Consider the following 18,575-nt stretch of genomic DNA (forward strand, 5'->3'; position numbering starts at 1 on the left):
CACGTCAACATGGCGGGCGACGGCTCGCGATGTTCGCGTAAACATGGACTAGGGTGATCGTGCATCGGTCGATCGCGTACGTCAACCCCGGCGGCACCCGAGACCGAACCGTGACCTGATCGGAGGACCCTTGGCCGACCGGAGCCCCCCGGGGCGACCCCAGCGCGTCTCCATGGCGGACGTCGCGCGGCGCGCCGGCGTCTCGTCGCAGACCGTCTCGCGGGTCTCCAACGGCCACCAGGGCGTCGTCGACAGCACGCGCGAGCAGGTGCTGGCCGCCATGCGCGAGCTGGGCTACCGGCCCAACAGCGCGGCCCGCGCCCTGCGCTCGGGCCGATTCCGCACCATCGGGATCATCCTCTTCTCGCTGTCCACGACCGGGAACGTGCGCACCCTGGACGCCATCGCGACGTCCGCCGCGGCCGAGGGCTACGCCATCACCGTCATCCCCGTCGCGGCACCCACCCAGGACGGCGTCAACGGCGCCTTCACCCGGATGGGCGAGCTCGCCGTCGACGCCGTGATCCTCCTGATGGAGGTGCACCTGCTCGACGCCGCCAGCATCTCGCTGCCCACCGACGTGCCCGTCGTGGTCGCGGACTCGGACGCCGGGGACCGCTACGCCGTCGTCGACACCGACCAAGCCGCGGGCACCCGCGCCGCGGTCGAGCACCTGCTCGGCCTCGGGCACCGCACCGTGGTGCACCTCGCCGGACCGTCCGAGTCCTTCTCGGCCCAGCGCCGCGAGGACGCCTGGCGCCGGACGCTGCGCGAGGCCGGCCGGGACGTCCCGGAGGTGCACCGCGGGGACTGGTCCGCGGCGTCGGGCTACGAGGCCGGACGGCAGATCGCCCGCACCGATGCGACCGCCGTGTTCGCGGCCAACGACCAGATGGCCCTCGGTCTGCTGCGGGCGCTCGCCGAGGCGGGTCGCAAGGTGCCCCAGGACGTCAGCGTGGTCGGCTTCGACGACCTGCCCGACGCCGTGGCGTTCCTGCCGCCCCTGACGACCGTGCACCAGGACTTCGCCGAGGTCGGCCGGCTGTGCGTCGCGGGCGTGCTGCGGCAGATGGCGGACCACTCCACGCCCCGCGGCCGCACCCTCGTGCCGACCCGCCTCGTGGAGCGCGCCAGCACGGGCGCCCCCTGACGGAGCAGCCCTCCGGTGCTCCCGCCTGGTGCGCGGCGCCCACATCGTGTTGTGTGGCCGGATGAGCGCACCACCCGACGAGCAGCCCCGGCGCAGCGAAGCCCTGCAGATGACGCGGATCGTCCTCCGCCCGAGCGGCAACCCCCTGCCCCTGGGCTTCATGGCGCTGGCCGTGGCCACGATCGGGTTCAGCTGCCTGCAGCTCGGCCTCCTCGAGCCCGAGGAGGAGAGCACGGTGGCGCTGGCCGTGCTGGTGCTCACCGTCCCGCTGCAGTCGCTCGCCGCGATCGTCGGCTTCGGCGCCCGGGACCCCATCGCCGGGACGGGGATGGCGATGGTGTCCGGCGTGTGGGCCATGCTCGCCGCGGCGACGCTGACCTCCCCGCCCGGGACGTCGAGCCCCGCCGTGGGCGTCCTCCTGCTGGCAGCCGCCGTCAGCCTCCTGGTGCCGGCGTCGGCCGCGCACGGCAAGGTCCTCGCCGCGGCCGTCATGGTCGGGTCCGCGGCCCGCTTCGCGCTGACCGGCGTCGCCGAGCTCACAGGGTCCGGCGGGTGGGAGGTCGCCGCGGGTGTCCTCGGCCTGGCCCTCGCGCTCCTCGCGCTCTACGTCGCGCTGGGCTTCGTGCTCGAGGAGGCCGACCACCCGGTCCAGCTCCCGGTGCTGCGTCGGGGAGACGGGGTGAAGCCCTTGCGCGACGATCTCGAGGAGCAGGTCGAGGGCATCGCCCGGGCCGCAGGCGTGCGCCAGCAGCTCTGAGACGGCCCGGTCGCGTCAGTCGCCGGCGCCGTCGCGACGCTTCTCGACCGCGTTCTTCAGCAGCAGCGCCGGCAGCAGGAAGTTGGCCAGCAGGGTCACGATCCACACGATGACCGGGCCGACCACCCAGCCCAGCCACCCGGAGATCTCCAGCCCGTCCGGCGCCACGAGGACGGCGATGAGCAGGGCCACGTAGGTGGTGACGAGGCCGACGGCGCTGAGCATGGCGGGCGCGTTGTTGCGGGCCACCTTCGCGAAGAACGGCGTGAGCACCGCCTGCGCGACGGCGAAGACGACGACGGCCACCACGAAGCCGATCGGGTTGCTCCAGACGATCTCGAAGGTCTGCCAGTCGAGCACGGCGAACGCCCAGTCGGTCAGGAGCATCCCCACGGCGACGGCGAGCAGGAGGACGGCGGTCCGGGCCAGCAGTCTCAGCATGGCAGCAGCGTGGCACACGTCACACGATCGTGCGCGGGATGCTCTTGACTACCTCAACTCGCCTGGTGTCGCGCGGGCCGGCACCGGGATCATGTCTGGCGTCAGCAAACGTCGTGCGAGGTGTGTCAGATGCGGGTCCTGGTCACCGGTGGCGCCGGCTACCTCGGTTCCCACGTCGTCCTGGCACTGGTCGAGGCCGGTCACGAGGTCGACGTGGTCGACGACTTCTCGCGCGGCACACCGGCGTCGCTCGCCCGCGTCGAGGCCGTCACCGGCCGCCGGGTACGCACCCACACGGCCGACATCGCGGACATCGACGCGATGGAACGCGTCTTCGCGACCGCGACCGTCGACGCCGTCGTCCACGTGGCCGGGCTGCGGTCCGCCACCGAGTGCGCCGACCGGCCGCTCGACGCCTACGAGACCAACCTGACGACCACCTTCACGCTGCTGCGCTGCATGACCTGGTACGGCGTCGCCCGCCTCGTCCTGTCGTCGAACGCCGCCGTCTACGGCAGCCGCGGGGCCGACGGCGCCGACGTGCTGGCCGAGGACGACCCGCTCGCGCCGGTCTCGCCTCTCGGCCGCACCCTGGTGACGGACGAGCACCTCCTGCAGGACGTCGTGGCGGCCGGGTCGGCGCTCCGGGTCGGCGTCGTGCGGTGCTTCAACACCGTCGGGGCGCACCCGTCGGGCCGGCTGGGCGAGGACCGCAACGGGGCGCCGTCGAGCCTGCTGGCCCGGATCGGCGAGGTGGCGCTCGGCCGTCGCGAGCGCATCAACGTCCTCGGCGCCGACCTGCCCACCGCCGACGGGACGCCGGTCCGCGACTACGTGCACGTCGGCGACGTCGCCGCCGGGCACGTCGCCGCTCTCGCCGCCCTCGACCGGTCGGCCGAGCGGCCGGTCGACCAGGACGTGCCGTCCCTGCAGCCGGTGCCGTCCGTGCAGACGTGGAACCTCGGCACCGGCCGCGCCACCAGCGTGCTCGACGTGCTCGGCACCTTCGAGGAGGTGACCGGTCACCGCATCCCGTACCGCCTGATGCCCGCACCGCCCGGGACGGTCGCGACCGCGGTCGCCTCGACCGTGCGGGCCGCCGACCAGCTGGGCTGGACCGCGGCCCGGGACCTCGCCGACGTCTGCCGGGACCACTGGCGCTGGCAGCAGCAGCACCCGCGCGGCTACCCGTCGACCGTCACCCCGGAGACCCCGTGGCGCGGCGGCGTCGGCCACCGGCTGCGGCTCGTCCCGCCCCTCTCGGCGGCCGTGCCCCGCTGACGCGGCTCAGGTCTTGGTCTCCCGGTAGTAGCGCAGCGCGCCGGGCTGCAGGTCGGCCGGATCGGTGTAGATGGCGCGGGACCGTTCGAGGAGCGCCGCCGACGGCACGCTCGCGGCGATCTCGGCGCGCGCGTCGAAGGCCGTCTGGACCAGGCCGTGCGCCACGGCGTCGGGCAGCCCCGGCCCCGCCACGAGGATGTTGGGCACGGCCAGCGTCTCCACGTTGTCGGTGACCCCGTAGACGCCCTCCGGGACGACGCCGTGGCGGTAGCCGTGCCCGTGGATCCGGCGCAGCTCGTCGACCACCCCGTCCAGAGGGATCAGCCGGATCGGCATCTCCTCGGCGAGCTCGACGATCCCGGGCGTCTTCAGGCCGCCGGACCAGAAGACCGCGTCGAGGCTCCCGCTGCGCAGCGCGGCGACCGACTCCGTGATGCCGAGCTCGGACACCCGCAGGTCGCTCACCGGGACGTCCGCCGCCCGGAGCACCCGCCCCGCGATGAGGGAAGTGCCGGAGCGGGGCGCCCCCAGCGACACCCGCAGGCCGCGCAGGTCGGCCAGGTCCTCGACGTCGGAGTCGGCCGGCACCACCAGGTGCGCGAAGTCGTCGTAGACGCGGGCGAGCGCCTGCACCTCGACCGGTTCGTCGAAGTCCCCCACGCCGTCGACGGCGTCCGTCACCGCGTCCGCCGCGCTGAAGGCCACGTCCGCGGTCCCGTCGGCCAGCAGGTGCAGGTTGTCCACCGAGCCGCCGGTCGTGAGCACCTCCGTCTCGATCCCGTACCGCTCCTCGAGCACGGCGGCGAGCTCCTCGCCGTACCCGTGGTAGATCCCGCTCGTCCCGCCGGTCGCGATCGTGAGCCGCTCCGGACGCTGCCCCTTCCAGGGGTCGCTCTCCCACGGGTCACCGGTCCCGCCGACGCACCCCCCGAGGAGGGCGACCAGGCAGAGCGACGACAGGACGGCCGCCACGACCCGACGCATCAGTCCTCCTCCCAGGCCGGGACCTGCAGCCGGACCAGCAGCCCGCCGTCGTCGGGGAGCGCCAGCCGCACGCCGCCACCGGCCGCCGTCATCAGCTCCGAGGCGATCGCGAGACCGAGGCCGGACCCCTTGACCGAGCTGTGGCCCGGGCTGCGCCAGAACCTCTCGGTGAGCCGGTCGAGCTGCTCGCTCGGCACCCCGGGACCCCGGTCGCGCACACTGACCTCCACCGTCCCGGTACCGCGGACCACCGCCACGTCCACCGGCTCGTGCGCCGGCGCGAACTTGAGCGCGTTGTCGACCACCGTGTCGAGCGCGCTCTCCAGCGCCGTCGGGTCGACCAGCCCCAGCACCTCTCCCCCGGGCGTCGTGAGGCGGAGCTCCCGGTCGGGGTCGAGCAGCCGGCGCCCCTCCACCCGGCGGGCGACGACGTCGGCCACGTCCACCGGCTGGGCCACACCCATGCTGCCGCCGTCGGCGAGAAGCAGCAGCGCGTCGAGGATCTCGGCCATGCGCTCCGCCTCGGCCCGCACGTGCGCCACCTCGTCCGCCTCCTCGGGCGGCACGGTCAGCGCGAGGGACTCGACACGGAGCATGAGGGCGTTGAGCGGGTTGCGCAGCTCGTGGGAGGCGTTGGCCACGAACTCCTGCTGTCGCCGCATGAGGTGCTCCACCCGTTCGGCCATCTCGTTGAACCGCGTCACCACCTGCTGCAGCTCGGGGGGTCCCGTCGACGCAGGGATGCGCTCGTCGAGGCTCCCGCCGCCCATCTTCTCCATCGCCTGGTCGACGGCACGCACGGGACGCAGGAGCCATCCCGCGGTCCGGTCGGCGAGGACGAGCGCCAGCAGCGCGACGACGACGCCGCCCGCGCCCAGCAGGGCCCAGCTCTGCCAGATCGCCCGCTGCACGCCGCCGGCGTCCGACGCCGTCACGAGCGCGCCGACCAGGTCGCCGCCGTCGAACAGCGGCTCGGCGACCACGATCCGCTGGGCGTCCCACGGCCAGAAGGCCTCGCGCATCTCGGCCCGCCGCCCGGCGAGCGCCGCGTGCCGCTCCGCGTAGTCGTGCACCTGCAGGCCCTCCGCCACGAGCGTCGCACCGGACTGGTCCACGACGGCGGCGCTGATGCCGTAGACCTCCCGGTACCGTGCGAGGTCGCCGGCGACGAGCGACGGGTCGTCGGCGACGATCGCCTGGCGGGCGGGCAGCACCAGGTAGGTCACGTCCCGCAGCCGGTCGAGGAAGACCTCCTGCTGGTGCGCCCGCGTGACGCTGCCGGCGTAGAGCATCCCGAGCAGCAGGATCACCAGGGCGAGCGGCACGTAGACGATCGCGGCGAGCCGGCTGCGCATGTCAGTCCTGCCCGACGCGGTACCCGACGCCCCGCACGGTCTCCACGACGGCGGGCTCGCCGAGCTTGCGGCGCAGCGAGGCGACGTGCACCTCGAGGGTGCGGCCCAGGCCCTTCCAGCTCGACCCCCAGACCTCGCGCAGGATCCGTTCCCGGGCGAGCACCGTGCCGCGGTGGCGCACCAGCAGCGCGAGCAGGTCGTACTCCTTGCGGGTCAGGGAGACCACGGCGCCGCCGGTGCGGCGCACCACCCGGGCGGCGAGGTCGACCTGCACCTCCCCGACGTCGATGCGGGCGACGTCGGCCCGGCCGTCCCACTCCCGCGACCTTCCCCGACGCAGCACGGCGTCGATGCGGGCGAGGACCTCACGGATGTCGTACGGCTTGGTCACGTAGTCGTCCGCGCCGAGCTCGAGCCCCCGCACCCTCGACTCGAGCTGCGTGCGGGCGGTCACCATGATGATCGGGGTGTCCGAGACCTTGCGGATCCGCCGGCAGACCTCGAACCCGTCCATGTCCGGCAGGGCGAGGTCGAGCAGCACGAGGTCGGTGCGCGGGTTCAGCGCGTCGAGCGCGCTCCCGCCGTCGGGGGCGCGGATCACCTCGTACCCGTGCTTGCCCAGGACGGAGACCAGCGCGCCGGCGACGTGCTCGTTGTCCTCCACGACCAGCAGCTGCACGGTCCGACGGTAGCCGAGCGAGGGCCCGACCGATAGACGGGGCCACGGGTCGGACCGCCGGCGCACCGGGTGAGATCGCGCCGGGTGGGTCCGGCGCGGGCGCGACCGCCGCGGGCGCGCGACGGGCTGGTCAGCCGTCCAGGCCCGCGACGAACCGCACGCTCGCGGCCGCGATCCGCGCGCGGGCCTCGTCGTCGCCGAGGGTCGGCGAACCGTCGCCCGGCTGCGGCCCGTAGTCGCCGAACTGGGCGTGCGAGGCGCCGTCGACGACGACGAACGTGGCGTCCGGTGGCAGGTCGGAGCGGGACGCCTCGATCTTCGCCGGCGTCGAGAGCCCGTCGCGGGTGCCCGACACGGACTCGACGGCAGCGGTGAGCGAGTCGCTGACGTCGTCGGCCGGGTACGAGGCGTACAGCAGGAGCCCGACGGCGGGTGACGGCCCGGCGTCGTCGGCGTCGTCGGCCGCCATGGCCGCGACCGTGCCACCGAGCGAGTGGCCCGCCACGACCCACCGGTCGACCTCGGCGTGGTCCTGGCGAGCCGTGTCCAGCGCCCCGAGGGCGAGGAAGCCGATGCCGAGCGGCTGCTTCACGACGACGACGGGATGCCCGGCCTCGGCGAGGGGCCGCAGCACCGCGGCGTACGCCCGGGCGTCGACCCGGGCACCGGGCTGGAAGAGCACCCCCGTGCCGGATGCCCCGCCGGTCGGTGCCAGCACGATCTGCGTCGCGCTCTGCGTGACGGTGACCGCGCCGTCGGACCGCAGGGCCCCCAGCGCCGGCTCGACCGCGCCGAACGGCCGCAGCCAGCCCACGACGGCGATCCACGCCACGGAGAGGACGAGCAGGGCCGCCGTGCCGGTCCGGCGCCAGGCGCTCCGGCGACCGGTCGGCCGCCGCGCACGCCACCCCGCCGCGGCGCTGACCAGCAGGGTCAGGCCCAGCAGCACCACGTAGGCGGGGTGCCCGTGCACCACGGCGCCCCACGCCGTCGCGCAGACCCAGACGACCACCGCGACCCCGGCCGCGGCGACGACCCGCACGGCCCACGTCCACGGCCCGAGCGGCTCAGTCGGCAACGTCGATGCCCAGGTTGGCGGCCAGGACGGGCGCGAGCTGTGCGAGCTGGTCCGGGGTGATCGTGGTCCCGCGCAGGGCGTCGGTGCCGACAAGCTCGCTCAGCTCGGCGCCGCGCAGGTCGACGTCGTGCAGGGTGGAGGCCTGCACGTCGAGGCGTCGCACGCGGGTGCGCTCGAAGGCGACGCGCGTGGCCCGGGCCTGGACCAGGTCCAGCTCGTCGACGGTGCAGTCGGTGAGCACGACGTCCTGCAGCGTGGCGCCCCGCAGGTTGACGAAGCCCAGCTTGCAGCCGACGAGGTGCACGGACTGCCACACGGACTCGTAGAGCTCGCCGGAGCCGATGCGGGCGTCGCGCACCTCGACGTCGCGCCAGCGGGTGCGCATGCCCTGCACGACAGGGACGTCCGCGCGGGAGAGCACGACCTCGGTCAGCGTGAGGTGGCGCAGGTCGGCCTCGTCGGCGCGCAGCCCGTCGAGGCGGGAGCCGTCGGCCCGGGCCCCGCGCAGCTCCACCCGGTCGAGGCGGACGTCCCTGATCTCGACACCGTCGAGGTCCGCACCCGGGACGAGGTCCTCGACGCCGCCCGGCGTCAGGTCCTCCAGCACGACGGGGTCCGTCACGGGGCGGGCGGGATGCTGCGAGCGGGACGGCACGACCCCACTGTAGGTCGTGGGCGACCTGCGGTGCGGCGCTGGTCGGGGTCCGCGCTCCCCGGGCGGTCGGCGACACCCTCCCGCGACGGTAGGGTAGACGGGTCGAACGGAGAGTCATGGGCATGGACCACAAGCAGATCGGTGAGGTGGCGGAGCGCACCGGCCTCTCGCTGCGCACGATCCGCTACTACGAGGAGGTCGGCCTCGTCATCCCGTCCGCGCGGTCGCACGGCGGCTTCCGCCTGTACACGGAGTCGGACATCGCCCGGCTGATGCTCGTCAAGCGCATGAAGCCCCTGGACTTCTCCCTCGACGAGATGCGCGAGCTGCTGACCACGCTCGACGAGCTGGAGCGCGGCGACCTCGGCCCCGACCGCCGCGAGGAGACGTTGGAGCGTCTGGCCCTGTTCGAGGCGGCCGCCGAGGAACGCTGCCGCAGCCTGCGTGACCGGCTGGAGAGCGCCGAGGAGTTCGCCGGCAACCTGCGGCGCGAGCTGCGCGCCCAGCGCCGGGTGGTGAGCCGCGCCCGATGACGACGCTCACCGACAGCACGTCGGTCACCGCCCAGGCGGCCCGACGGCGCAGCATCGCCGTGATCTCCCACCCGGACGCCGGCAAGTCGACGCTCACCGAGGCGCTCGCGCTGCACGCGCACGCGATCGACCAGGCCGGCGCGGTGCACGGCAAGGGCGACCGGTCCGGCGTCGTGTCCGACTGGCTCGAGATGGAGCAGAAGCGCGGCATCTCGATCACCTCCGCCGCGCTGCAGTTCGTCTACCGCGACGTGGTCATCAACCTGCTGGACACCCCTGGGCACGCCGACTTCTCCGAGGACACCTACCGCGTCCTCACCGCCGTCGACGCCGCCGTGATGCTGCTCGACGCGGCCAAGGGCCTGGAGCCGCAGACGCTCAAGCTCTTCGAGGTCTGCCGTCGCCGCGGCGTGCCCGTCATCACGTTCGTCAACAAGTGGGACCGCCCCGGGCGCGAGGTCCTCGCGCTCTGCGACGAGCTCCAGGAGCGCATCGGCCTGCACCCGACACCGGTCAACTGGCCCGTCGGCGAGGCGGGCCGGTTCCTGGGCCTCCTCGACAGCCAGGACGGCCGGGTGACGACCTACCGGCGCGCTCCCGGCGGCGCCTCGATCGCCGAGGAACGGGCCCTCGACGCCGACCAGGCGGCCGCCGAGCTCGACACCGACTACACCGAGGCGGTCGACGGCGTCGGGCTGCTGGACCCTGTCGACCCGGCCACGTTCCGCACCGGCGCGACGACGCCGCTGCTGTTCGGCGCGGCCCTGTCCAACATCGGTGTCCGCCGGCTCCTCGACGTCGTCGTCGACCTCGCACCCGCCCCGGGCGCCCGGCCGGCCGTCGACGGCGGTGACCGCCCCGTCGACGCACCGTTCAGCGGGTTCGTGTTCAAGATGCAGGCCGGCATGGACCCCAAGCACCGCGACCACGTCGCCTACCTGCGGGTCTGCTCCGGACGGTTCGAGCGCGGCATGACGGTCACCCACGAGCGCACCGGTCGCCCGTTCGCGACGAAGTACGCGTTGTCCGTCTTCGGCCGGGAGCGTTCCACGGTCGAGGACGCCTACCCGGGCGACGTCGTCGGGCTCGTCAACGCCGGGGCCCTCGCCGTCGGCGACACCGTCTACGAGCCGTCCGGCCCCACCGTGCGCTTCCCCCCGATGCCGGCGTTCGAGCCCGAGCACTTCGCCGTGGCGCGGGCGTCGGACCCCGGGCGGTCCAAGCAGTTCCGCAAGGGCATGGCCCAGCTCGAGCAGGAGGGCGTCGTCCAGGTGCTGGTCTCCGACCTGCGCGGGGACGCCAGCCCCGTCCTGGCCGCGGTCGGTCCCCTGCAGTTCGAGGTCGCGACGTTCCGGATGGAGCACGAGTTCTCGGCGCCGATGACCCTCGAGCCGCTGGCCCTCTCGGTGGCCCGGCACATCGAGCCGGAGGACGCCCCGGCCGTGGCGAGCTACACGGGCGCCGAGGTGGCCAGCCGCCGCGACGGCGAACGCCTGGCCCTCCTGCGCGACGTGTGGCACGCCCGTGCCTTCGAGCGGGCGCACCCGGACATCTCCCTGGTCCCGCTCGTCGGCGGCGGGGCCGTCTGATCCTGTCCAGCACGCAGGGTGCAGCAAACCTGCCTTGACGTTAGGGTAGAGTTCTCCTCGGCTCGGTCCTCCGGTGTGCCCACGTTCACGGGGGACCGACGCCACCCACCCTTCTCGTGCGCAGCGTCGCGTGCCTCTGTCCTGTCCATCCCCGGCCGAGTCCCGTGACCTGGTCCGCGGGCGCGCGCCCGCCGAACCCGAAGGAAGCCGCGTGTCGAACGACTCCTCCGTCCCCCTGTCCGACCCAGCGCCCGTCCCGCGGCCCGTCACCGGGGCGCCGGAAGCGAGCCAGACCTACTCCGTGCTGGCAGCGCTGAAGTCTCCGCGGATCCTCAAGACCGAGGTCCTGGCGGGCCTCGTCGTCGCGCTGGCGCTCATCCCCGAGGCCATCGCCTTCTCGATCATCGCGGGCGTCGACCCCCGGCTCGGCCTCTTCGCCTCGTTCACCATGGCGGTGTCGATCGCCTTCCTCGGCGGTCGCCCGGCCATGATCTCCGCGGCGACCGGGGCCATCGCCCTGGTCGTCGCTCCGGTCGCCCGCGACTACGGCGTCGACTACCTCATCGCGACGGTCGTCCTCGCGGGCGTCCTCCAGGTGGTGCTCGGCGTCCTCGGCGTGGCCAAGCTCATGCGGTTCATCCCGCGCTCGGTGATGGTCGGCTTCGTCAACGCCCTGGCGATCCTCATCTTCACCTCGCAGCTCCCGCACCTGTTCGGCGACAAGGTGACCGCCGGCAACCGCTGGTGGATCTACGGCCTGGTCATCATCGGTCTGGTCATCATGGTGCTGCTGCCGCGGTGGACCAAGGTGGTCCCGGCCCCGCTGGTGGCGATCGTGCTGCTGACGGCCGCGACCGTCACCGCGGCGCTCAACGTCCCGACCGTCGGCGACGAGGGCGAGCTGCCCGAGTCGCTGCCGTCCCTGCTCGTCCCGGACGTGCCGTTCACCCTGGAGACCCTCCAGATCATCGCGCCGTTCGCGCTCGCCATGGCGCTGGTGGGCATCCTCGAGTCGCTGCTGACCGCCAAGCTGGTCGACGACGTCACCGACACCCACTCCAACAAGACCCGCGAGGCATGGGGCCAGGGTGCCGCCAACGTCATCACCGGGTTCTTCGGCGGCATGGGCGGCTGCGCGATGATCGGCCAGACGATGATCAACGTGAAGGCCTCCGGAGCGCGCACCCGCATCTCGACCTTCCTGGCCGGCGTGTTCCTGCTGATCCTCGTCGTCGGGCTCGGGGACGTCGTCGCGATCATCCCCATGGCCGCGCTCGTCGCCGTCATGATCATGGTGGCCGTCGGGACGTTCGACTGGCACTCGGTCCGGCTCGACACGCTGCGCCGGATGCCCAAGTCCGAGACCGCCGTCATGCTCTCGACCGTGGTCGTCACCGTCTGGACCCACAACCTGGCGTACGGTGTCGCCGTCGGCGTCCTCGTCGCGATGGTGCTCTTCGCCCAGCGCGTGGCACACTTCACCACCGTGACCCGCCTCGACGCGTCCGACGAGGACGACCAACGCGTCTACGCCGTCGAGGGCGAGCTCTTCTTCGCCTCCTCGAACGACCTCGTCTACCAGTTCGACTACTCGGGCGACCCGCAGGACATCGTCATCGACATGACCAAGGCCCACGTCTGGGACGCCTCCACGGTGGCCAGCCTCGACGCCGTCCGTACCAAGTACGAGGCCAAGGGCAAGACGGTGACGATCGTCGGCGCCAACGCGGACACGACCGCGCGGCTCGACCTGCTCGCCGGACGGCTCGGCGGGGGACACTAGACCTCAGGGCACCTCTCACGAGGGCCCGACCACGACGGGCCTCGCGGCGTGCGCAGCACGCCGCGAGGCACCGGACCATCGACACGGACCACCGTGCGGAAGGACGACATGCACACTGCGCCCCGCGACCTCGGCCGCCCACCACGACTCCCGCGGGGTGCCCTGCGCATCACGCCGCTGGGCGGCATCGGGGAGATCGGCCGCAACATGACGGTCTTCGAGCAGGACGGCCGCCTCCTGGTCGTCGACTGCGGGGTGCTGTTCCCCGAGGAGACGCAGCCGGGCGTGGACGTCATCCTCCCCGACTTCACGAGCATCGCCGACCGGATGGACGACATCGAGGCGATCGTCCTCACGCACGGCCACGAGGACCACATCGGCGGCGTGCCGTACCTGCTCAAGCACCGCCCCGACATCCCCGTCGTCGCCTCCGAGCTGACCCTGGCGTTCGTCGACGCCAAGCTCAAGGAGCACCGCATCACGCCGGTGTTCCGTCACGTCGAGGCCGGCGACCGGCACCAGGCCGGTCCGTTCGACCTCGAGTTCGTCGCGGTCAACCACTCGATCCCGGACGGTCTGGCCGTCGCCATCCGCACCGCCGGCGGCAGCGTGCTGCACACGGGCGACTTCCGGATGGACCAGTTCCCGCTCGACGGTCGGCTGACCGACCTGCGGGCGTTCGGGCGGATCGGCGAGGAGGGCCTCGACCTGCTGCTGGTGGACTCCACCAACGCCGAGGTCCCCGGCTTCACGATCTCCGAGAGCGACCTCGTCCCGGCGATCGAGCAGGTCTTCGCGACGACGCCCGGCCGGGTCATCGTCTCCAGCTTCGCCAGCCACGTGCACCGGATCCAGCAGGTGCTCGACGCCTCCCACGCGCGTGGCCGCAAGGTGGCGTTCGTGGGCCGCTCGATGATCCGCAACATGCGGATCGCCCGGGACCTCGGCTACCTCACGGTGCCCCGCGGCCTGGTGGTCGACTACAAGAAGACCCGGGGCATGGCTCCGGACAAGGTGACGCTGATCTGCACCGGGTCGCAGGGCGAGCCCATGGCGGCCCTGTCGCGGATGGCCAACGAGTCGCACGAGGTGAGCGTCAGCGAGGGCGACACCGTGCTGCTGGCCAGCTCGCTCATCCCGGGCAACGAGAACGCGATCTACGGCATCATCAACAAGCTCACGGACCTCGGCGCCAACGTGGTCCACAAGGGCAACGCCCGGGTGCACGTCTCCGGGCACGCGAGCGCCGGCGAGCTCGTGTACTGCTACAACATCCTCAAGCCGCGCAACGTGATGCCGGTGCACGGTGAGCCCAAGCACCTGCACGCCAACGGCGCCCTCGCCGAGCGGACCGGCGTCGAGCCCGACCGGGTGCTGATCACCCGCGACGGCGCCGTCGTCGACCTCGCCGACGGGACGGCACGCATCGTCGGCCAGGTCCAGGCCGACCTCGTCTACGTCGACGGCCAGACCGTGGGGCACGCGACCGAGGAGACGCTCGCCGAGCGCCGCCAGCTCAGCGCCGGCGGTGTGCTGACCGTGCTCGTGCTGCTGAAGCCGGGCACGACCGAGCTCGCCGAGCCGCCGGAGTACCTGCACCGCGGGTTCGTGCAGAGCCCGGAGAGCCTCGAGGCCGCCACCGGCGCGCTGAAGAAGGCGCTCGTCGACGCCGCGGAGCGGGGCATCACCGAGGGCGAGGACCTCGAGAAGCGGCTCGCGGGCGCGGTCGGGCGCTCCCTCGCCCGCACGTCGCGCCGTGAACCCGTCGTCATCGCCCTGGTGCTCGACGCCTGATCCTCCCCGTCCCGCGGGCTCCGGGTCCGGTCTGTCGTGCGCCGCACGACGGACCGGACCCGGAAACGTTTCGGCACCCTCGCAGATGCCCCGGGCACTTGCCACGGCTTCTACAACGATAGAATACTCGATCCTGCTCATGTGAGCGCTCACATCACCCTCAACGTGGAGGAGTCCCGTGACAGCACGATCGAGCACCATCCCCGACCGACGGCACCGCGCGCTGCTGACCTTCCTGGTCGCCGCAGCGCTCGTCCTCACCCAGTCGCTCGTCGCGCCCGCACGCGCCGCGACCATCGACACCAGCACCTGGTACACCCTGACCAACGTCCACAGCGACAAGGCGCTGGAGGTCTACGAGACCTCGACCGCCGACGGCGCACAGATCGGCCAGTGGACGGCCAACGGCGGAGCCTGGCAGCAGTGGCGCTTCCTCGACTCCGGCGACGGCTACTACCGGCTCCAGTCGCGGCACAGCGGCAATGTGGTCGACGTCCTCGACTGGTCGACCGCGGACGGCGCGGACATCGTCCAGTGGCCCGACACCGGTGCGGCGAACCAGCAGTTCCGGGTCGTGGACTCGGCGGACGGCTCCGTCCGGCTCGTCAACCGGCACAGCGGCAAGGCGCTGGAGATCTGGGACTGGTCGACGGACGACGGCGCCCGCGCCTCCCAGTACACCGACCACGACGGCGCGAGCCAGCGCTGGCGCCTGACCCCCGTCGCTCCCGACGGCGGCACCACCGACTACCCGGCCCCCGGCCCCGTCACGGGCGACACCGGGCTGCACGACCCCGAGGTCGTCAAGGTCGACGGTCGCTACCTCCTGGCCAGCACCGGGCCGGGCGTGCAGCTCAAGACCTCCACCGACCGCACGCAGTGGAACGCCGCCGGCTCGGCCTTCCCCGGCGGCACCCCGTGGGCCGACGCCTACACCGAGGGCAGCACACACCTGTGGGCGCCCGAGATCCACTACGCGAACGGCCAGTACTACCTGTGGTACTCGGCGTCGTCGTTCGGGAGCAGGAAGTCGGCGATCTTCCTGGCGACCAGCCCCACGGGCGACGCGGGCACCTGGACGCACCGCGGCCTGGTCGTCGAGTCGTCCCCGAGCGACGACTTCAACGCGATCGACCCGGCCCTCGTCGTCGACGAGCAGGGCGCGTGGTGGATGAGCTTCGGCTCGTTCTGGTCCGGCATCAAGATGATCCGGCTCGACCCGAGCACCGGCCTGCGGCAGGGCACCGCCTTCCACTCCCTGGCGAGCCGCGGCGGTGACGCGATCGAGGCCCCCACGATCCACCGCACCAACGGCTACTACTACCTGTACGCGTCGTTCGACAAGTGCTGCGAGGGCGCGGACGGCACGTACCGCGTCATGGTGGGGCGCTCGACGTCCGTCACCGGGCCGTACGTCGACCGGGCCGGCGTGCCGATGATGAACGGCGGCGGCACCCAGATCCTCGCGGGCCACGGCTCGATCAACGGGCCGGGTCACCAGACGGTGTTCACGGACGACGACTCCGACGTCCTGATGTACCACTACTACGCCGACTCGGGCGCCTCGTTCCTGGGCGTCAACCTGCTCGGCTACGACGACGCCGGCTGGCCGTACGTGTACTGACGCACCGGCGTGGCGATCCTCACACCGGACGGCGGGGCACCAGCCCCGCCGTCCGGTCGATCATGGACCCATGCTCCTGCCCCCGGTCCCCCGCCCCGACGAGGTGCGCCTCGTCGTCACCGACATGGACGGCACCCTCCTCGACCCGGCCGGCGAGGTGCCCGACGGTCTGTGGCCGCTGCTCGCCCGGATGCACGAGGCCGGCATCGCCTTCGTCCCGGCGTCGGGACGGCAGCACGCCACCATCGCCGACGCGTTCCCCGCCGGCACGACCCCCGCCCGCGACGAGCTGGTCATCATCGCGGAGAACGGCACGCTCGTCACCCGCGGCGACCAGGAGGTGTCCTCCGAGACGCTCGACCGGGACGGGGTCGCCGCCGTCGTGCGCGCCGTGCGCGGACTCGGCGCCTCCTGGGACGGCGGTGCCGTGCTGGCCGGCAAGCGCGGCGCGTACGTCGAGCGCGGCGACCAGGGGTTCGTCGACCACGTGCGCAGCTACTACCACCGGCTCGACGTCGTCGAGGACCTGCTCGACGTCGACGACGACGTCCTCAAGGTGGCCGTGTACGACGACGTCGACTCCGCCACCGGCACCCTGCCGGCGCTCGTGCACCTGCGGAGCGGCTACCAGGTCGTGGTGTCGAGCCCGCACTGGATCGACGTGATGCCCACCGGCGTGACCAAGGGCGGCGGGCTGCGCCGCCTGCAGGCCGAGCTGGGCGTGACACCCGCGCAGACGATGGTGTTCGGCGACTACCTCAACGACGTCGAGATGCTCGACGCCGCCGACTGGTCGTACGCCATGGCGGGGGCGCACCCCGACGTGCTGGCCCGCGCCCGGTACACAGCGCCCGGCAACGCCGACCACGGGGTGGTCCGGGTGCTCGCGACGATGCTCGACGGCTGAGCCGACCGCCCGGCCCGCTGCTTGACGGCCTCCCGGGACAGTTCTGCTCCCCCGGCGTCGTGCGGTCTCGCGCCGGGCCGACGTAGGCTTCCGGGCAACTGCACTGGACAGGGGTGACGATGGCCGGACGACGACACCTGGCGGCTCGCCTACGCACCGACTCCGGTGCCGCCCTGCTGCTGCTGGGCGTCACCGCGCTCGCGCTGCTCTGGGCGAACTCGCCGCTGTCCGGGCTGTACGAGCGTCTGTGGGCGACGCCGGTCCTCGTCGACATCGGCGAGCTCGCGTTCGACATGGACCTGCATCACTGGGTCAACGACGGCCTCATGGTGCTGTTCTTCTTCGTCGTCGGCCTGGAGGTCCGCCAGGAGCTCTCCATCGGTTCGCTGCGCCGCCGCAGCCAGCGCCTGGTCCCGCTGGTCGCCGGCACCGTGGGCGTCGCGGTCCCCGCGCTGATCTATCTCGCGGTGGCCGGCCGCGAGGCGCCCGAGGGATGGGGCGTCGTCGTCGGCACCGACACGGCGTTCCTGCTCGGGGTACTCGCGCTGGTCGGTCCGGCGATGTCGAACCAGCTGCGCGTCTTCCTGCTCACCCTGTCGGTGGTGGACGACTTCCTCGCGGTCACGATCATCGGCGTCGTCTACTCCGACGAGGTCCGGCTCGGACCGCTGCTGATCGCCCTCGCCTGCCTCGGTGCCCTGTGGCTGTTCGGGCGCATGCGCGAGTGGCGCAGCACACCGTACGTGCTGGTGGTGGTGGTGCTGTGGGGCGCGACCGTGCAGGCCGGCATCCACCCCTCGATCGCCGGCATGCTCGCCGGCCTCCTCGTCCCCGCCGCGCTCACCCGACGTGACGACGTCGTGCGGACCAAGAGCCTGTACCGCGCCTACTGGCAGTCCCCCAGCGCCGGCGTCGCGCGCGAGGTGAACGTCGGCCTCGCCCGGTCCATCTCGGTGAACCACCGCCTCCACCTCGCGCTGAACACGCCGGTGGCCCTCGTCGTCGTGCCGCTGTTCGCGCTCGCGAACGCCGGGATCGACCTCCGCGGCGGGGCGCTCGGCGACGCGCTCGGATCGTCGGTCACCTGGGGCGTCGTCGCCGGCCTCGTCCTGGGCAAGCTGGTGGGCATCGGCCTAGGGACGTGGGCGGCGGTCCGGCTGCGCCTCGGCACCCTGCCCGACGGCGTGGGGCCCGGCAGCGTGCTCGGGGGTGCGGCGCTGTCCGGCATCGGGTTCACCGTCTCCCTGCTCGTCGTGGACCTCGCGTTCGACGACGCGTCGCAGGCCCAGGCGGCGACCGTCGGCGTGCTCCTCGCCCTCGTCGTCGCGTCGCTGCTGGCCTGGGGCATCTTCGCGACGGCGCGCGTGCGCTGGGGCGAGGAGAGCGCCGACCTGCCGGTCGTGCTCGACCCGCCGGTCGACCTGCGCCACGACCACGTGCGCGGCGACCCCGACGCCCCGCACACCGTGGTGGAGTACCTCGACTTCGAGTGCCCGTTCTGCGCCCGGGCGACCGGGATGTGGCGGGACCTGCGCGACCACTTCGGCGATCGCATCCGCTACGTGGTGCGGCACCTGCCGCTCGACGACGTGCACCCGCGGGCCCACCTGGCCGCCGTCGCCGCCGAGGCCGCCGACCGCCAGGGCCGCTTCTGGGAGATGCACGACCTGCTGTTCGCCCACCAGTCGGGGCTCGAGGGCGAGGACCTGCGTGGCTACGCGCAGGAGCTCGGCCTGGACCTGGACCAGTTCGACGCCGACCTCGCCGACGACGCCCTGCACGCGCGGGTGCGGGACCACGTGGTCAGCGCACGGGCGAGCGGCGCCCGCGGGACGCCGACGTTCTTCCTCGACGGCACCCGCCACCGCGGATCGCACGACGCTCAGACTCTCATCTCGGCGCTGGAGGCCCTGGACGCAGCGGACGACGCCGAGCCGTCCCGGCGGACCCGACGGCGGGGCTGAC

Annotated in this window: 16 protein-coding genes; 10 read left to right on the forward strand and 6 right to left on the reverse strand. The window is 73.1% G+C overall.

The window, feature by feature from the left end:
* Positions 1-172: 172 nt before the first annotated feature.
* Positions 173-1,150: a LacI family DNA-binding transcriptional regulator gene (locus AC3RJ8_RS16670; RefSeq protein WP_489713668.1), complete on the forward strand. Its 978-nt coding sequence runs from the start codon at positions 173-175 to the stop codon at positions 1,148-1,150.
* A gap of 61 nt (positions 1,151-1,211) precedes the next feature.
* Complete coding sequence (locus AC3RJ8_RS16675) at positions 1,212-1,907, forward strand: GPR1/FUN34/YaaH family transporter (protein WP_489713669.1); 696 nt, start codon at positions 1,212-1,214, stop codon at positions 1,905-1,907.
* A 15-nt stretch (positions 1,908-1,922) separates the two neighbouring features.
* Here the strand turns inward: AC3RJ8_RS16675 and AC3RJ8_RS16680 are convergent, their stop codons facing one another.
* A complete protein-coding gene (locus AC3RJ8_RS16680) occupies positions 1,923-2,348 on the reverse strand; it encodes a hypothetical protein (protein WP_489713670.1) in 426 nt (141 codons plus the stop codon).
* Positions 2,349-2,477: 129 nt separating this feature from the next.
* Between AC3RJ8_RS16680 and galE the strand changes: the two genes are divergently transcribed.
* On the forward strand, positions 2,478-3,629 hold the full coding sequence (galE, locus tag AC3RJ8_RS16685; protein WP_489713671.1) for a UDP-glucose 4-epimerase GalE: 1,152 nt from the start codon (positions 2,478-2,480) through the stop codon (positions 3,627-3,629).
* A 6-nt stretch (positions 3,630-3,635) separates the two neighbouring features.
* Here galE and AC3RJ8_RS16690 read toward each other — a convergent pair whose 3' ends face one another.
* The 5 genes from AC3RJ8_RS16690 to AC3RJ8_RS16710 form a co-directional block, all read right to left on the reverse strand.
* The gene (locus AC3RJ8_RS16690) at positions 3,636-4,613 is read right to left on the reverse strand and encodes a TAXI family TRAP transporter solute-binding subunit (RefSeq protein WP_489713672.1); all 978 of its coding nucleotides are present in this window, start codon (positions 4,611-4,613) and stop codon (positions 3,636-3,638) included.
* Positions 4,613-5,968 (reverse strand): sensor histidine kinase, encoded by a 1,356-nt coding sequence (locus AC3RJ8_RS16695; RefSeq protein WP_489713673.1) that lies wholly within the window; start codon positions 5,966-5,968, stop codon positions 4,613-4,615. The genes AC3RJ8_RS16690 and AC3RJ8_RS16695 overlap by 1 nt, the downstream gene beginning before the upstream one ends.
* 1 nt (position 5,969) lies before the next feature.
* On the reverse strand, positions 5,970-6,647 hold the full coding sequence (locus AC3RJ8_RS16700; protein WP_489713674.1) for a response regulator transcription factor: 678 nt from the start codon (positions 6,645-6,647) through the stop codon (positions 5,970-5,972).
* A gap of 130 nt (positions 6,648-6,777) precedes the next feature.
* Complete coding sequence (locus tag AC3RJ8_RS16705) at positions 6,778-7,725, reverse strand: alpha/beta hydrolase (protein WP_489713675.1); 948 nt, start codon at positions 7,723-7,725, stop codon at positions 6,778-6,780.
* The gene (locus AC3RJ8_RS16710; protein ID WP_489713676.1) at positions 7,715-8,380 is read right to left on the reverse strand and encodes a pentapeptide repeat-containing protein; all 666 of its coding nucleotides are present in this window, start codon (positions 8,378-8,380) and stop codon (positions 7,715-7,717) included. Before AC3RJ8_RS16710 ends, AC3RJ8_RS16705 begins: the two co-directional genes overlap by 11 nt.
* Positions 8,381-8,496: 116 nt before the next feature.
* Here AC3RJ8_RS16710 and AC3RJ8_RS16715 point away from each other — a divergent pair, with 116 nt between their 5' ends.
* From AC3RJ8_RS16715 to nhaA, 7 genes are all read left to right on the forward strand, one after another.
* Complete coding sequence (locus AC3RJ8_RS16715) at positions 8,497-8,913, forward strand: MerR family transcriptional regulator (RefSeq protein ID WP_407319657.1); 417 nt, start codon at positions 8,497-8,499, stop codon at positions 8,911-8,913.
* The gene (locus AC3RJ8_RS16720; RefSeq protein ID WP_489713677.1) at positions 8,910-10,502 is read left to right on the forward strand and encodes a peptide chain release factor 3; all 1,593 of its coding nucleotides are present in this window, start codon (positions 8,910-8,912) and stop codon (positions 10,500-10,502) included. The genes AC3RJ8_RS16715 and AC3RJ8_RS16720 overlap by 4 nt, the downstream gene beginning before the upstream one ends.
* A 211-nt stretch (positions 10,503-10,713) precedes the next feature.
* On the forward strand, positions 10,714-12,285 hold the full coding sequence (locus tag AC3RJ8_RS16725) for a SulP family inorganic anion transporter (protein WP_489713678.1): 1,572 nt from the start codon (positions 10,714-10,716) through the stop codon (positions 12,283-12,285).
* A 108-nt stretch (positions 12,286-12,393) separates the two neighbouring features.
* The gene (locus AC3RJ8_RS16730; protein WP_489713679.1) at positions 12,394-14,079 is read left to right on the forward strand and encodes a ribonuclease J; all 1,686 of its coding nucleotides are present in this window, start codon (positions 12,394-12,396) and stop codon (positions 14,077-14,079) included.
* A gap of 178 nt (positions 14,080-14,257) precedes the next feature.
* Positions 14,258-15,703 (forward strand): family 43 glycosylhydrolase, encoded by a 1,446-nt coding sequence (locus AC3RJ8_RS16735; protein ID WP_489713680.1) that lies wholly within the window; start codon positions 14,258-14,260, stop codon positions 15,701-15,703.
* Positions 15,704-15,773: 70 nt separating this feature from the next.
* Positions 15,774-16,610: an HAD family hydrolase gene (locus AC3RJ8_RS16740; RefSeq protein WP_489713681.1), complete on the forward strand. Its 837-nt coding sequence runs from the start codon at positions 15,774-15,776 to the stop codon at positions 16,608-16,610.
* A gap of 119 nt (positions 16,611-16,729) precedes the next feature.
* The gene (gene nhaA, locus AC3RJ8_RS16745; RefSeq protein WP_489713682.1) at positions 16,730-18,574 is read left to right on the forward strand and encodes a Na+/H+ antiporter NhaA; all 1,845 of its coding nucleotides are present in this window, start codon (positions 16,730-16,732) and stop codon (positions 18,572-18,574) included.
* The last annotated feature ends 1 nt before the right edge of the window (position 18,575 follow it).

The sequence above is a fragment of the Isoptericola sp. MSGPD8_1_ISO-PGPR-S23-394 genome (assembly GCF_058072785.1).

Excerpts from the sequence above, each read along its gene's own strand:
- nhaA (WP_489713682.1), top strand. The coding sequence starts at position 16,730 with ATGGCCGGACGACGACACCTGGCGGCTCGCCTACGCACCGACTCCGGT.
- AC3RJ8_RS16730 (WP_489713679.1), top strand. The coding sequence starts at position 12,394 with ATGCACACTGCGCCCCGCGACCTCGGCCGCCCACCACGACTCCCGCGG.
- AC3RJ8_RS16670 (WP_489713668.1), top strand. The coding sequence starts at position 173 with ATGGCGGACGTCGCGCGGCGCGCCGGCGTCTCGTCGCAGACCGTCTCG.
- AC3RJ8_RS16680 (WP_489713670.1), bottom strand. The coding sequence starts at position 2,348 with ATGCTGAGACTGCTGGCCCGGACCGCCGTCCTCCTGCTCGCCGTCGCC.
- AC3RJ8_RS16715 (WP_407319657.1), top strand. The coding sequence starts at position 8,497 with ATGGGCATGGACCACAAGCAGATCGGTGAGGTGGCGGAGCGCACCGGC.
- AC3RJ8_RS16695 (WP_489713673.1), bottom strand. The coding sequence starts at position 5,968 with ATGCGCAGCCGGCTCGCCGCGATCGTCTACGTGCCGCTCGCCCTGGTG.
- galE (WP_489713671.1), top strand. The coding sequence starts at position 2,478 with ATGCGGGTCCTGGTCACCGGTGGCGCCGGCTACCTCGGTTCCCACGTC.
- AC3RJ8_RS16675 (WP_489713669.1), top strand. The coding sequence starts at position 1,212 with ATGAGCGCACCACCCGACGAGCAGCCCCGGCGCAGCGAAGCCCTGCAG.
- AC3RJ8_RS16720 (WP_489713677.1), top strand. The coding sequence starts at position 8,910 with ATGACGACGCTCACCGACAGCACGTCGGTCACCGCCCAGGCGGCCCGA.
- AC3RJ8_RS16740 (WP_489713681.1), top strand. The coding sequence starts at position 15,774 with ATGCTCCTGCCCCCGGTCCCCCGCCCCGACGAGGTGCGCCTCGTCGTC.
- AC3RJ8_RS16690 (WP_489713672.1), bottom strand. The coding sequence starts at position 4,613 with ATGCGTCGGGTCGTGGCGGCCGTCCTGTCGTCGCTCTGCCTGGTCGCC.